Annotated in this window: 14 protein-coding genes; 6 read left to right on the top strand and 8 right to left on the bottom strand. The window is 35.6% G+C overall.

Annotation, left to right across the window (positions count from 1 at the left end):
* Positions 1–8: 8 nt before the first annotated feature.
* The 3 genes from AC27VX_RS10990 to AC27VX_RS10980 all read left to right on the top strand — a co-directional run bounded on the left by AC27VX_RS10990 (position 9) and on the right by AC27VX_RS10980 (position 2,367).
* Positions 9–215 (top strand): PepSY-like domain-containing protein, encoded by a 207-nt coding sequence (locus AC27VX_RS10990; protein ID WP_300690317.1) that lies wholly within the window; start codon positions 9–11, stop codon positions 213–215.
* Positions 216–412: 197 nt separating this feature from the next.
* On the top strand, positions 413–1,084 hold the full coding sequence (locus AC27VX_RS10985) for a response regulator transcription factor (RefSeq protein WP_236856403.1): 672 nt from the start codon (positions 413–415) through the stop codon (positions 1,082–1,084).
* Positions 1,084–2,367: a sensor histidine kinase gene (locus tag AC27VX_RS10980; RefSeq protein WP_488695571.1), complete on the top strand. Its 1,284-nt coding sequence runs from the start codon at positions 1,084–1,086 to the stop codon at positions 2,365–2,367. Before AC27VX_RS10985 ends, AC27VX_RS10980 begins: the two co-directional genes overlap by 1 nt.
* Before the next feature lie 85 nt (positions 2,368–2,452).
* On the opposite strand, the gene trpS is transcribed toward AC27VX_RS10980, so the two are convergent.
* The 8 genes from trpS to ileS all read right to left on the bottom strand — a co-directional run bounded on the left by trpS (position 2,453) and on the right by ileS (position 10,214).
* On the bottom strand, positions 2,453–3,421 hold the full coding sequence (gene trpS, locus AC27VX_RS10975) for a tryptophan--tRNA ligase (protein WP_236856401.1): 969 nt from the start codon (positions 3,419–3,421) through the stop codon (positions 2,453–2,455).
* A 50-nt stretch (positions 3,422–3,471) separates the two neighbouring features.
* On the bottom strand, positions 3,472–4,476 hold the full coding sequence (locus AC27VX_RS10970) for a hypothetical protein (RefSeq protein WP_236856400.1): 1,005 nt from the start codon (positions 4,474–4,476) through the stop codon (positions 3,472–3,474).
* 10 nt (positions 4,477–4,486) lie between these two features.
* Positions 4,487–5,131, bottom strand: a complete 645-nt coding sequence (locus tag AC27VX_RS10965; protein ID WP_488695569.1) for a SanA/YdcF family protein — start codon at positions 5,129–5,131, stop codon at positions 4,487–4,489.
* A gap of 15 nt (positions 5,132–5,146) precedes the next feature.
* Complete coding sequence (locus AC27VX_RS10960; protein ID WP_236856398.1) at positions 5,147–5,785, bottom strand: lipoprotein signal peptidase; 639 nt, start codon at positions 5,783–5,785, stop codon at positions 5,147–5,149.
* Positions 5,785–5,979: a DUF2683 family protein gene (locus AC27VX_RS10955; protein WP_236856397.1), complete on the bottom strand. Its 195-nt coding sequence runs from the start codon at positions 5,977–5,979 to the stop codon at positions 5,785–5,787. The genes AC27VX_RS10960 and AC27VX_RS10955 overlap by 1 nt, the downstream gene beginning before the upstream one ends.
* Positions 5,980–5,995: 16 nt before the next feature.
* Positions 5,996–6,241: a DUF6576 domain-containing protein gene (locus AC27VX_RS10950; protein ID WP_236856396.1), complete on the bottom strand. Its 246-nt coding sequence runs from the start codon at positions 6,239–6,241 to the stop codon at positions 5,996–5,998.
* Positions 6,242–6,319: 78 nt separating this feature from the next.
* Positions 6,320–6,700, bottom strand: a complete 381-nt coding sequence (locus AC27VX_RS10945) for a TraR/DksA family transcriptional regulator (protein WP_045501318.1) — start codon at positions 6,698–6,700, stop codon at positions 6,320–6,322.
* A 58-nt stretch (positions 6,701–6,758) separates the two neighbouring features.
* Positions 6,759–10,214, bottom strand: a complete 3,456-nt coding sequence (gene ileS, locus AC27VX_RS10940) for an isoleucine--tRNA ligase (RefSeq protein ID WP_488695565.1) — start codon at positions 10,212–10,214, stop codon at positions 6,759–6,761.
* A gap of 371 nt (positions 10,215–10,585) precedes the next feature.
* Here ileS and AC27VX_RS10935 point away from each other — a divergent pair, with 371 nt between their 5' ends.
* The 3 genes from AC27VX_RS10935 (at position 10,586) to AC27VX_RS10925 (ending at position 14,315) form a co-directional block, all read left to right on the top strand.
* Entirely contained in the window at positions 10,586–12,274 is a 1,689-nt protein-coding gene (locus AC27VX_RS10935) for a M23 family metallopeptidase (protein ID WP_488695563.1), read from the top strand.
* A gap of 66 nt (positions 12,275–12,340) precedes the next feature.
* Positions 12,341–13,633, top strand: coding sequence for a flexirubin biosynthesis putative acyl-CoA ligase FlxY (gene flxY, locus AC27VX_RS10930; RefSeq protein ID WP_488695561.1), 1,293 nt, complete (start codon positions 12,341–12,343; stop codon positions 13,631–13,633).
* A 76-nt stretch (positions 13,634–13,709) separates the two neighbouring features.
* Complete coding sequence (locus AC27VX_RS10925) at positions 13,710–14,315, top strand: hypothetical protein (RefSeq protein ID WP_236856388.1); 606 nt, start codon at positions 13,710–13,712, stop codon at positions 14,313–14,315.
* The last annotated feature ends 17 nt before the right edge of the window (positions 14,316–14,332 follow it).

The raw sequence follows: 14,332 nt of genomic DNA, 5'->3' as shown, positions 1-14,332 counted from the left end.
TTAATATTATGGTCAACTGGAATTTAATAAGAAGCAACGGAAGAAAAGTTTCTTCCGCTAAGATTAGGAAAAGTATTGTGTCTTTTATGACAAAGCACCATCCGTGCAGTGTAGTTAAATCTATTGAAAAAAAATATAATGCCTATAAAATTCATTTATTGAACGGGATCTGCCTTATTTTCGATGCTGATGGCCGTTTTGTAAAAATGAATTAAAAAAGATTGAGAAAGAGGAAAGTCATTGAGGTCTGGAATTGAAAGGAAGCAAAATTGAATGTGTTTTTTACATGAAATAAAAGAGGCTGCCAGTCATATACTGTAACTTCTGATCTTCCTCTTTCTTTTTCCCTTTCTATAATTTCATATATTTGATATAATTTCAATCATGTAGCAAAGCACCAAAATAAAGAGGTATGAAGATTTTAATAGTAGAAGATGAGCCGCAATTAAAGGATACTGTACAGAAGTTTCTGGAAGCAGAGCATTTTATAGTAGAATATGCTCTTGATTACAGCTCAGGCTTAGAAAAAATTATCTCTTATGAATATGATTGTATTCTTCTGGATATTATGTTGCCTGACGGAAATGGTATCGACCTCCTGAGAGAGATCAAAAAGATGCATAAAAAAGATCCTGTGATCATTCTCTCCGCGAAAGATTCGGTGGACGATAAAGTAACCGGACTGGAAATAGGCGCTGATGATTATCTGGCAAAACCTTTTCACCTTGCTGAGCTTTTGGCGAGAGTAAAATCGGTAATCAGAAGAAATCATCAGGACGGAGAAAATATCATTACTTACAAAAACATAAGCATCGATCCGGAGAGCAGAATAGTGATGGTGGGAAATAAAGAATTAGTGCTGAACCGAAAAGAATATGATCTTTTGTATTACTTTGTGATTCATCCGGAAAAGACTTTACAGAAAACAACATTGGCGGAAGCAATCTGGGGTGATTATATCGATCAGGCAGACAGTCTTGATTTTATCTATTCACAGATTAAAAACCTTCGTAAAAAATTGAAAACCCTCAATGCAGAAGCTGATTTCCAGGCTGTATATGGAATAGGATATAAATTTGTCTGATGAAAGTTTCATTAAAATACTACACCATAAAATACCTGATCATGATTCTGCTGCTGATTATTGCAGTGTGGGCAGGATTGTTTTATGCCTATATCCTGGATGAAGTGCATGATAATGTGGATGATGGTTTACGAAACAGGAAGATACAGATCATTAAAGCGGTTTACCTTAATCCTCAGCTGCTGAAGAATAATGATTTTGGATTTAATGAATTTAAAATTAATTCTATTAGAGAAGGAGATTATAAAAATAAGAGCAGGCTCTATAATAAGATGTATTATATGGAGTATGATGATAAAGATCAACCCTACAGGGTGTTGGAGGCAGACTTTATCGATCAGTTCAAAATGCATCAGAGGCTTGTCATAAGAACTTCTACAGTAGAAGAAGATGAATTGATCTACGATCTTACGACAGCTTTGGTCGTACTTTATGTTTTTTTAGTAATAAGCATTGTAGCTGTCAACGGATACCTGCTTAATAAGGCAATGAGGCCATTCTATTTAATACTTGATAAGCTTAAAAAATACCAGTTTGGGGTTCCGTTTTCCCAGGAAAAGCAGAATTTTTCCATCACGGAGTTTGAGGAGCTGAATGTGGAAATTAATGAAATGATTGAGCGTAATGAACTTGTTTTCTATCAGCAGAAACAATTTATTGAAAATGCTTCTCACGAGCTTCAGACTCCACTGGCTATTGTTATTAATAAAATAGATCTTCTCATCCAGAATGAAAATCCTGATAAAAAAAATCTGAACTTTCTTACTGAAGTTAAAAATGATCTTAGAAGAATGGTTGGGCTTAATAAGTCGCTGTTAATGCTTTCCAAAATAGAAAACAGCCAGTTTAATAAAACATCAGGGGTTGATTTTAATAGGATGATTTCTAAGTTGGTTGAGAACTATGAAGATTTTATAGAATTTAAAAAAGTAGAGGTCAGCATCATAGAAAAAGGAATATTTGTGGCAGATTTCAATCAGGATCTTGCGGATATTCTACTCTCCAATCTGCTTAAAAACGCTGTTAAATACAATAATGAAGAAGGTACTTTAAATATTATCATTGAAAATGACAGAATAACATTCCAAAATAGCGGAGCATCTGTTCCCCTGGATAAGTCTAAGATATTTAACCGGTTCTATAAACAGGGATCGGATCATACTTCGACAGGATTAGGGCTGTCTATCATTAAAACAATTATAAAACAATATCCAGGCTGGGATATTATCTATGAGTTTGAAGATAAAATGCACTACTTTATTCTTACAAAAAATAAAGCCTGATGTCACTATAAATAAAAACATTAGCAGAAAAAAAACCGGCTGCTTTCAATTGAAGGCAGCCGGTTCTTATATTTAAAACTCAGAATTAAAATCCTAAGCTTGTTCTTACTCTTTTAAGTGTTGAAAGGGCAACAGGTCTGGTTTTTTCAGCACCTTCCTGCAATTTTGCTTCCAGCTCATCAAGATTGTTCATATAATAAGAGAATGTTTCTCTTTCTTTAGCAAAACGTACCAAAATAAGATCCAGTAATTCTTTTTTAGCATGGCCGTATCCGAAGTTTCCGGCAAGATATTTCGATCTCAGTTCTTCTGTCTGTTCCGGTGTCGCTATAAGTTCATAAATATTGAATGTCTTATCCGTTTCAGGGTCCTTAGGTTCTTCTAAAGACTTAGAATCCGATTCAATACTCATTACTTGCTTTTTAAGCTCCTTTTCGGGTAAGAAAATATTGATGATATTTCCTCTTGATTTAGACATTTTCTGCCCGTCTGTTCCTGGGACATATTTGGTGTCTTCCTGAAGTTCAGATTGTGGAAGTACAAGGATTTCACCCATCTGATTGTTAAATCTTGATGCAACATCTCTTGCAAACTCCAAATGCTGAAGCTGATCTTTTCCTACAGGAACAATCTCCGCGTCGTACAATAAAATATCTGCAGCCATCAGAATAGGGTAGGTAAACAAACCAGCATTTACATCCTGAAGACGGTCCGCTTTATCCTTAAATGAATGAGCCAACGTTAATCTTTGATATGGAAAAAAACATGATAAATGCCAAGAAAGTTCACAGGTTTCAGCGATATCACTTTGTCTGTAGAAAAATGTTTTTTCGGTATCTAATCCACAAGCAAGCCAAGCCGCAGCAATCTCGTAGGTATTCTGTCTTAAAGTTTGCGCATCTTTAATCTGGGTAAGCGTATGAAGATTCGCAATAAATAAAAATGATTCATTTCCTTCCTGCTTGGATAGTTCGATAGCAGGAATAATTGCCCCAAGCAAATTTCCAAGATGGGGTGTTCCGGTGGCTTGAATGCCGGTAAGAATTCTTGACATTTGTTTAAAATTTATATTTAAAAATTAATGAATTGCAAATTTAAGCAAAATTACTTTCTAATTGCGTTATAGTAATGAATTCCGATTCTTTTCATCCATGTAAGCGGAATCATTTTTGATTGTTTTTTGTGAATATCGGTAACCACGGCACCTGCTACATAAATAAAATAAGTATACTTTCCATCATTAATGATAAAAGAATAGGATGGGGGAACTCCAAAACTGATTAAACTTTGTGTGCTTTTAACCTGAGAATCAGACATTCTGTAATGGTGGTCTTTATAATAATCTAGACGATTTTGGATGGTCTTGGCAGCAATGGGTGATAATATCTTGATCGAATCTTCCTTATGGGTATATATGGAATTATCATTTTCTAAAATGCTTTGGATGCTGAAAGGTTCCTTGCATACACCGTTCCTGCTAAAGGTTTGGAATATTTTAATGGCGTCTGGAAAAGATAGAAAATTTAAATTGTAATGTCTTCTGTCCAGATGGTCTACCTTAAACTTTGACAGGAACTCTGCCGCATGTTCGTTTATTTTGGAACTGTCAGAAGGAATGACCGCTGAGGCGTAGATAACAAGGTAATCCTCAGGGATTTCAGCATTAGGATTTGTACTCAAAATACTTCCCATATTGATCAGCTTTTTCATTCCCGCCATGTTGAGGTCATATCGGTCAAACTTAGGGGGTTTAAATGTGCTGTAGAATTTTACCACTTTTGCGGTTTTACTATCTACCACTATTATTTTTTCCCTTACCCATTCATCAAAAAGAGCCTTGTCTTTTGGAATCGAATTGTCTTTTGAAGCTATCTCGAAGACCTTCGTTCTTATAGTATCCAGATTTGTTTGATAAGAAACAGAATCCAGGGTGGTGTGAATTTTTAAATTCTTTTTCTTGGGATCAATATTCAGTTTTTTTAATTCCGTATCAACAAAGCGAATGACGGTACTGTCTTTAATTTCTTTATTGTTGGCGTAATAATAAATATTTTCTTTCTTGCAGGAAACAAGAGTACAGATTAATATAAAAAACTGAATGGCTTTCATACCACCTAAGTTAAGGAATTATTATCTTCTCTCCCCCAAATTTTGGTTCTACTCCAAATAGCAAATCCCAATACACTTTGGTCTTGGCAAGATATTCCCGCATATTCGTCTTTAATCCTGCGTATTTATTGACATCTTCTGCATTGTACCCAAAGGCTTCCATTCCATTTTTTTGAGCAAGAAAAACGGCTCTTTCATTGTGAAATTTTTGGGAGATAATCACAATTTTAGTCTGTCCAAAGATATCTTTTGCTCTCACCACAGAATCCAACGTCCGGAATCCGGCATGATCCAGTATGATCCTATCCTGTGGAACTCCCTGCTGAATCAATGCAAGCTGCATATCTTCGGGTTCGTTATAGTCCTGGGTACTGTTATCACCGCTTACGATGATGTATTGTGTTTTTCCGCTTTTAAATAAGTCGGCTGCTGCTTTTATTCTGTTATAGAAATAGGCATTCGGAGTTCCATTGCTTAAGGTTTTTCCTGTTCCTAACAATAATGCAGTTTTTGCCTCGGGAACATCCTTAATGTTATAAGATACGAACGATGCACTTTCATTTTTGATGCTGTAGTTGGCCCAGGTTATAAAAATAATTCCTGCAACGAGAAGAAGCAGGAAAAATTTAAAAATATTTTTGATTATTTTTTTCATCCGAAGAAGATATTTTTAAAACTCGAGGCCGTTCGGAAAAGCTTTTTTTCTGAATATTAATAAGAATGCAGCTCCTACCGTAATCGCAGAATCGGCAACGTTGAAAATATATTTGAAGAACTCAATATGTTTTCCACCTATCAATGGCCAGCTGTCTGGAACATGCCAGTCTACCAATGGGAAATGAAGCATATCCACTACACATCCTTTCATAAAAGTAGAGTATCCGTGGCCAATAGGAACAAACTTAGAGATCCCTCCGTAGCCGATCCATCGGTCAATACTTGGGTCATAAACCGTTCCGCTGTCGAAGATCATTCCATAGAACATTCCGTCAATAAGATTTCCGATAGCTCCGGCAAAGATGATGGCCATTGGAATCAGTAGATAGTTTGAAGCTCCTTCTTTCAGCCACTTTTTAAACATATAAACCATTCCACCAATTAAGAAAATTCTTAAAATTACGAGGAAATATTTTCCGATAATTCCACCAAAGTGAAAGCCATAAGCCATTCCCGGATTTTCTACGAAAGTCAGTTTAAAACCGGAAAACACATTGACACTGTCATCCAGATTGAAATGCGTTTTAATGTAGATTTTTGAAGCCTGGTCAATTAACAATACCAAAAATGTGATAGCTAATATCTTTTTCATTATTCTCCTTTAGGTTTTGAAGGCTTTGCTGCAGGCTTTATATGTTTATTATCGCTTGCTTTCTTGATCACTTTCTGTCCATTGAAAGAACTTTTAACATGAGCCTTCTCAAATTTAATGTTCATTTCTTTTAAAACACCTTTCAGTGCGCTTAGCTCCATTGCATTTTTTGGATGTACTATGATAGATTCCATTTCTTATATTTAATTATTACATTTTGGACAGTTCATCAAGTCTTTTTCTGTCTTTTTCAGACAGATCATTGATTCCGTTTTTGCCCATCTTACTCAACAGTCGGTCTATTTCTCTTTCCCGGTCACGTTTATCAGAATTAAACTGATCATCAATCGTATAGTTTTTCTGTTTATCCGGAAAGAATCTGTTTTTGATACCTTCTCTGTTGAAAAACAGTAAAATTACGGCGATGATAATTCCTAAAATTAATAATTCGCCCATGGGTATACATTAAAAATTAGGTTTATAAAGTATCCTCGAATACCGTATAAACCCAATATTATTTTACAAACCTTACGGTTATTTTTGCATATTTTTCGCTTCGATGCTCAGTGTAGCATGAGGAACGGCTAAAAGTCTTTCCTTAGGAATCAGCTTCCCTGTTACTCTACAAACACCATAAGTCTTATTTTCGATTCTGATTAAAGCATTTTTCAGATCACGCACGAATTTTTCCTGTCTTCCGGCTAAGATAGAGTTTTGCTCTTTGCTCAAAGTTTCTGCACCTTCTTCAAAAGCTTTGAAGGTAGGTGAAGTATCATCTGTTCCATTATTCTGGTCATTGATGAAACTTTCTCTGATCAGCTGAAGATCTTTTTCCGCTTTTTCTATTTTTTCTTTAATGATCGCCCTAAATTCCTGTAAATCAGCATCGCTGTATCTAACTCTTTCGTCTGACATATTCTTTCTCTTTTTTAATAAAATTATGAAATGGAATTTGAAATACAATAACTACATGTTAATTTTTTTCAATATTTATCTTAAAATTAACTTCATCGATTTCGATTTCGTTAAAATTTGAAAGTGAAGATACAATTTCTATTTTATTTGACAAGACTTCAGAAGAAATATATTGTTCATTTTTCATAATATCTTCAATAAATGGTGAATTTTTTTCAATGGAGATATTAATTCTGTCTGTCAATTCAAAATCATTCTCTTTTCGCAGGTTTTGAATTCTGTTGATGAACTCTCTTGCGATACCTTCAGATTTTAATTCATCGGTTAACGTCAAATCTAATGCCACAGTTATTTTTCCATCGGAAGTTACAGTCCATCCCGGGATATCTTTTGTAGAAATTTCTACATCATCAAGAGTGATCTCATATCCCTGAACGTCCAGTTTCCCTTCTTTTTCAAGAGTGGAAATCTGTTCTGCATTCAGATTAGTAATCTCGGCACCTACCACCTTCATGTCTTTTCCTAGTTTAGGACCAAGCGCTTTGAAGTTAGGCTTTATCTGTTTTACAATTAAGTGTGATGCTTCTTCAGCATTAATTAACTGCAATTCTTTTACGTTTACTTCTTGTTTGATTAATTCAGAAACCGCTGCAATTTGCTCTTCTGTCTTTTTATCCAAAACAGGAATTAATACTCTCTGAAGTGGTTGTCTTACTTTTAAGCTTTCTGCACGTCTGATAGAAAGAACCAAACTTGTAATGGTCTGAGCCAGGTGAGTTTTTTCAACCAAATCCTGATCGATTAAATTTTCATCAGCAACCGGGAAGTCTGTAAGGTGTACCGATTCTACATTTTCTTTTCCTGTTACTTTATTCAGATCCTGATACAGCTGGTCCATAAAGAAAGGTGCAATTGGAGCAGATAATTTGGCCACTACTTCAAGACAAGTGTATAAAGTCTGGTAAGCAGAGATCTTATCATCAGAATAATCTCCTTTCCAGAAACGTCTTCTGCATAATCTTACGTACCAGTTACTCAAGTTGTCATTAACGAAAGTATTGATCGCTCTTGCTACTCGTGTTGGCTCGTAATCTTCGTAGAATGCTTTTACTTCTTTTATTAATAGATTTAATTCCGAAAGGATCCATCTATCGATTTCCGGTCTGTTTTCAACCTCTTTTTCAGAATAATTGAATCCGTCAACATTCGCATACAGTGTAAAGAATGAATAAGTATTATAAAGTGTTCCGAAGAACTTTCTTCTGATTTCATCAATTCCGTCCCTATCGAATTTCAGGTTTTCCCATGGATTTGCATTTGAAATCATGTACCAACGCGTTGCATCCGGTCCGTAAGTAGCAATGGTTTCAAATGGGTCAACACCATTTCCTTTGGATTTTGACATTTTCACGCCATTTTTATCCAAAACAAGTCCGTTACTCATTACATTTTTATAAGCAACTGAATCAAAAACCGCTGTTCCGATGGCGTGAAGTGTATAGAACCAACCACGAGTCTGATCAACCCCTTCCGCAATGAAATCTGCAGGGAATGCTTTATTATTGTCGATTAATTCTTTATTCTCAAAAGGATAGTGCAGCTGAGCATAAGGCATAGAACCAGAATCAAACCAAACGTCGATCAAGTCGCTTTCACGCTTCATTGCTCTTCCTGAATCTGAAACAATGATAATCTGGTCAACGATATTTTTATGTAGATCAACCAAAGCATAATTCTCCTCAGACATATCTCCGATGATAAAATCTTTGAACGGATTTTCTTTCATGAATCCTGCTTCAATAGATTTTTCGATTTCGTTGTATAATTCTTCTACAGAACCTATGATTTTTTCTTCTTTCAGATCTTCTGTTCTCCAGATTGGCAAAGGAATTCCCCAATATCTTGAACGGGAAAGGTTCCAGTCGTTTACATTTTCCAACCAGTTGGCGAAACGTCCTTCTCCTGTTGCTTTTGGCTTCCAGTTGATTTCTTTGTTTAAATCTACCAATCTGTCTTTTACAGCAGTCATTTTTACAAACCAAGAATCCAACGGATAGTATAATAATGGCTCATCCGTTCTCCAGCTGTGCGGATAACTGTGAACATATTTTTCAACTTTGAAAGCCTTATTTTCTTTTCTTAATTTTAAAGCAATTCTTTCATCTACAGAAAGATAAGCCCTTAAGTCTGCAATGATAGATTTTAAGTTATCCTTCTGAATATTTAATTCCGTATTTTTTTCGTCTTCGCTAAGGTATTCTCCTTTTACATATTCATTAGCAAAACCATAGATTTCATCGTTTACTACAGATAAAAATCTTCCCTGTAGATCCACTAAAGGGATTGGATTTTCGTTTTCATCCAAAACCAACATTGGTGGTACTTCAGGTTTAGCTTCTTTTGCTGCTTTCGCATCATCGGCACCAAAAGTAGGAGCGGTATGAACGATACCTGTTCCGTCTTCAGTTGTAACAAAATCTCCTGAAATTACTCTGAACGCATTTTCCGGATTCTGATAAGGAAGAGCGTACTGTAATAACTGCTCATATTTAATCCCAACCAAATCAGCACCTTTGAATTCTGCTAGGATCTGGTAAGGAATAACTTTCGTTTCAGGAGTGAAGTTTGCAAAATCTTCATCTGTTCCTTCTGCGTATTTTTTTGCAAATTGTTTTCCAGCCAAAGCTTTAGCCAAAACAATATTGATGGGTTCAAAAGTATATTGATTGAATGTTTTTACTAAAACATAATCGATTTTCGGACCAACTGTCAAAGCTGTGTTAGAAGGCAGCGTCCAAGGAGTTGTCGTCCAGGCTAAGAAATGTACATCTCCAAAACCTTGTAAAAATGAAGGTAAAGTTTCCGGTAAAGTTTTAAACTGCGCAACAACCGTTGTATCAGAAACATCACGGTAAGCACCCGGTTGGTTTACTTCGTGTGAAGAAAGACCGGTTCCTGCTTTTGGAGAATAAGGCTGAATTGTATATCCTTTATACAATAATCCTTTATCGTACAATTGCTTCAACAACCACCAAACGGTTTCCATATATTTTGACTTGTACGTGATATACGGATCCTTTAGATCTACCCAATATCCGATTTTCTCAGTAAGGGTATTCCAAACATCGGTATAACGCATTACTGCTTCACGACAAGCTTTGTTATAATCTTCAATAGAAATTTTTTTGCCAATATCTTCTTTAGTGATTCCTAATTCTTTTTCTACGCCTAGCTCTACAGGAAGTCCGTGTGTATCCCAACCCGCTTTACGGAAAACCTGTTTCCCGTTTTGGGTTTGATAACGACAGAAAATATCCTTCAATGCTCTGGCCATTACGTGGTGAATTCCGGGCATACCGTTTGCTGAAGGCGGACCTTCATAAAAAACAAACTCAGGTTGCCCCTCACGAATCTCAACACTCTTATTGAAAGTTTTATTCTGTTTCCAGAATTCCGCTACATTTTCTGCTACGTCAATAAGGTTGAGGTTTTTGTATTCTTTAAATTGGCTCATTGTAATATCTCAATATCGTTGATTAATTAAGTCTGCAAATTTACTAAAATTTGTCGGTTTATAATATATGTTTTATTTAGGTAATACCTATTAAAAACTTCAATTTCAGAAATATAAATGAAAAGTGGCTGGAAAATGAATGGGGGAATGGTATATGAGTGAAAGTTTTGACCTCTTTTATAGGACGATTAGGCATGTTTGAGGGCTTGAGTTCTCTTAAAATTTTAATTATTTCTGACTGGTTGTACAGCCCATGTAAATCCTTATTCTTATCCTCTGTGAAAATCTGTGTTTTCTCATCCAGAAATGGAAAAAGCATATTCTCATCTCTTAAAATTTCATATATTTAAGTCGATAAATCCAAATGTTGTATGAAAGTTTTTTCAAAAATTCTTCTTATTATCTGTCTTGTTAATAACCTCATTACACAGGCTCAGAATAATTATCCTCAAAACTATTTCCGAAATCCTTTAAATATTCCTATGCAGCTGGCCGCTAATTTTGGTGCTGTACGAACCAATCATTTTCATATGGGACTGGATTTAAGGACCAATAGTCAGGAAAACTTATCAGTAGTTGCAGCAGCAGATGGCTATGTAAGCCGGATAAAAGTAGAACGTTACGGCTTTGGTAATGCCATTTATATTACCCATCCAAATGGATATACTACGGTATATGCTCATTTGAACAAATACTTTGACAAACTTGATGAGTATGTGAAGGAAAGACAATATCAAGATGAAAAATGGGAACAGGATATTAGTTTTTCACCAGGTCAGTTTCCTGTAACGAAAGGTGATCTGATTGCCTTAAGCGGGAATACCGGAGGATCAGCGGGGCCGCATCTGCATTTCGAAATAAGAGATACCAAAACAGAAGAATGCCTTAATCCATTGCTTTTTGGTTTTAATATTCCCGATAATATAGCTCCCATTATCAGTGGACTTTATTGGTATGACCGCAGATTCAGCACCTATGAGCCGGGAGCAAATGCAATTGCCGTTAAAAAAGCAGGAAATACTTATAGCTCTGATGTGGTGAGAGTCAGTTCTCCCATGATAAGCTTTGCAATCAAAGCTGTAGATAAAGCTAATCAGGGATTTAATCTTGGTATTTATCACGCAGAATTACTGATGGATGGAAAGCTGGTCTATGGTTTTTCCATAGATAAAGTAAGTTATGATGATACCCGATATATCAATGGCTGCATCGATTATACCAAATTTGTCAGAGATAAAATGAGTATTCAGCACTTATCATCTTTGCCGGGGATGAAACTTAAGAATTACAGCCAGCCAAATTGGTCAGGAATTATTAACCTTCAGGATGAGAATATTCACAATATTGAAATTATTTTAAAAGATGTCAGTGGAAATACAAGCCGGCTGGCCACAAAAGTACAGCTGGGTAAAGTTGCTGATGAAACTTCGCCTACAAGTAAAACGGTAATGCCAAATGAAGGTAAAACAATCACTACCGAAAATGCCGAAATTAATTTCAGTAAAAATGCAGTATATGATGCGGTAAATTTTAATATGTATGAAAAACAAGATGCCGATCTGAATTCAGTTTCGAACTCTATTGTTCTTCATAATCCATATATTCCGGTGCAGGATGATTATACTTTGAAAATAAAACCAAGTAGAAAATTAACCAGCGACGAAAAAGACAAAGTAGTAGTTCTGCTTAATTACGGAAGCGATACCAATGTGGTAAAAGGGAAATGGAACGGAGATAAGGTTGAAGCACAATTTAACAGATTAGGGAATGCGAAATTAATTACGGATCATAATCTGCCATCCGTTTCATCCAGCTGGAAAGGAGGCGCTTTGGTCAACAGCAGCTCTTTACGGCTAAGAGGAACAACGAAAATAGGAGATATTATTTCATTGCGTGCAGAATTGGATGGAAAATGGCTTCGTTTTGCCCGGGTAAAGGATGATTTTGTTTACGCTTTTGATGAAAAATGCCCGAAAGGATCAGGTTCTCATACTTTAAAAGTGACAACCATCAATACCGCTGGAAATACCAATACGCAAACTTTTACGTTTCAGAGATAAATAGGGCCTTAATACTTTAATCTTTTATTTTAATTAAATAAATTTGCTCTTTAAAAATTAAAATCATTGGAATTTCATCCGTCAATCGAGAAAGCAGATATTCAGGAAATAAAAAAGTTTCAGGAAGGAAAACTTCATGAGCTTTTGGCTTATCTTGAAAATCATTCACCCTTTTATCAGAAATTGTTCAAAGAAAACAATATCCATACTGCTGATATCCGTACTTTGGAGGACCTTCAGAGAATTCCTACGACCACGAAGAATGATTTGCAGCAGTATAATCATGATTTTTTCTGCATAACCCCGGATAAGATTGTTGATTACAGTACTACTTCCGGAACTTTAGGAGATCCGGTTACTTTCGGGCTTTCTGACGGTGACCTTGAAAGACTTGCTTACAATGAAGCAGTCTCTTTTGTCTGTGCGGGAATTCAGAAAGGAGATGTTGTTCAGATGATTACCACCATAGACAAGCGGTTTATGGCGGGTCTTGCTTATTTTTTAGGCTTAAGAAAAATGGGGGCAAGTGTGGTGAGAATGGGCCCTGGAATTCCTGAGCTGCAATGGGATTCTATTTTCAGATACAAACCTAAATATTTGATTACCGTTCCTTCTTTTCTGCTGAAAATGATTGATTATGCTGAAAAACATGGATTGGATTATAAAAATTCAAGTGTTTATGGGGCTGTATGCATCGGGGAAAGTATCAAAAACCAGGATTTTACAGATAATATTCTTTCGCAGAAGATCAAAGAAAAGTGGAATATAAAACTATTTTCAACCTATGCTTCTACGGAAATGAGTACCGCTTTTACAGAATGTGAATTTCAGATCGGAGGGCATCACCATCCGGAATTAATCATTACGGAAATTCTGGATGATAACGGCAATCCGGTGAAAGAAGGGGAAAGTGGTGAACTGACGATTACGACTTTAGGAGTGGAAGCGATTCCTCTGTTAAGATTTAAAACCGGAGATATTGTAAAAGCTCACTATGAGCCATGCCGCTGTGGAAGAAGTACGATGAGGTTAGGTCCTGTAGTAGGAAGGAAGCAGCAGATGATCAAATACAAAGGAACAACACTATATCCGCCGGCAATGAATGATATTTTGAATGATTTCAACACTATTTTGTGCTATCAGATTGTCATTCAGGCTAACGAGATTGGTCTTGACGAAATTATCATTAAACTGAGTACAAACGAAGAGCACGATAGCTTTGTCAATGAGGTAAGGGATCACTTTAGAGCAAAATTAAGGGTAAGCCCTAAAATTGAAATCATTGATTTTGATATCTTGTCTAAAACTGTTTTTAATCCAAACAGCAGAAAACCCATTACTTTTATTGATTTAAGATAAAATTAAATATAAAAGAGCATTTGAAAACTTCCTTTTTAAATATCTTTGGCCACTTAAATATTAGAACTATTACACTATGAAAAAATTATTATTGCTGCTTTTCGCAGTAATTGCAACAACAACATTTGCACAAAATAAAATCAATTTTGAACAGGGGAATTTTGACTTTTTAAAAGATCAGAAAGAAGTGAATGTTAAGTTCATATTTGACAATGTTACTTTTCACGAAAAAAATCTTACAGAAGCTCAGTATCTCGAAAACAGAAAAGCAGACATCACAGCCAAAAAAGGTCAAAATACCTGGGATAGCTGGAATACTCAATGGGAAAAATATAAAACATCAGAATTTCTGGATTTCTTTCTTAAAGGAATCAATGGAAAATCAAAAAAGATATACTTCAAAAGTGATGTAAAGGCGAAATATACTTTAATTATTGATACAAAATGGGTATATGCAGGCTGGTATGGAGGATTTATGGGTACTCAGCCAGGAAAATTAACTGCAGACCTGACATTTGTAGAAACAGATAATCCCTCAAAAGTAGTGATGAAGTTAATCGCAGATAAAATAGAAGGTAATAAAGGGAATGATGATCTTAACTGGGAATATGGAAGAATAGGTGCAGCCTACGAAATTACCGGGAAAAAATTAGCAAAAGAAATTAACGCAGTTGTAAAATAAAATAAAAACGGTCTGAA

This window comes from Chryseobacterium sp. 14P4.3.2, from assembly GCF_057799275.1.
Note: the sequence above shows the minus strand (reverse complement) of the source record. Positions and strands in the feature narration are given on the sequence as shown.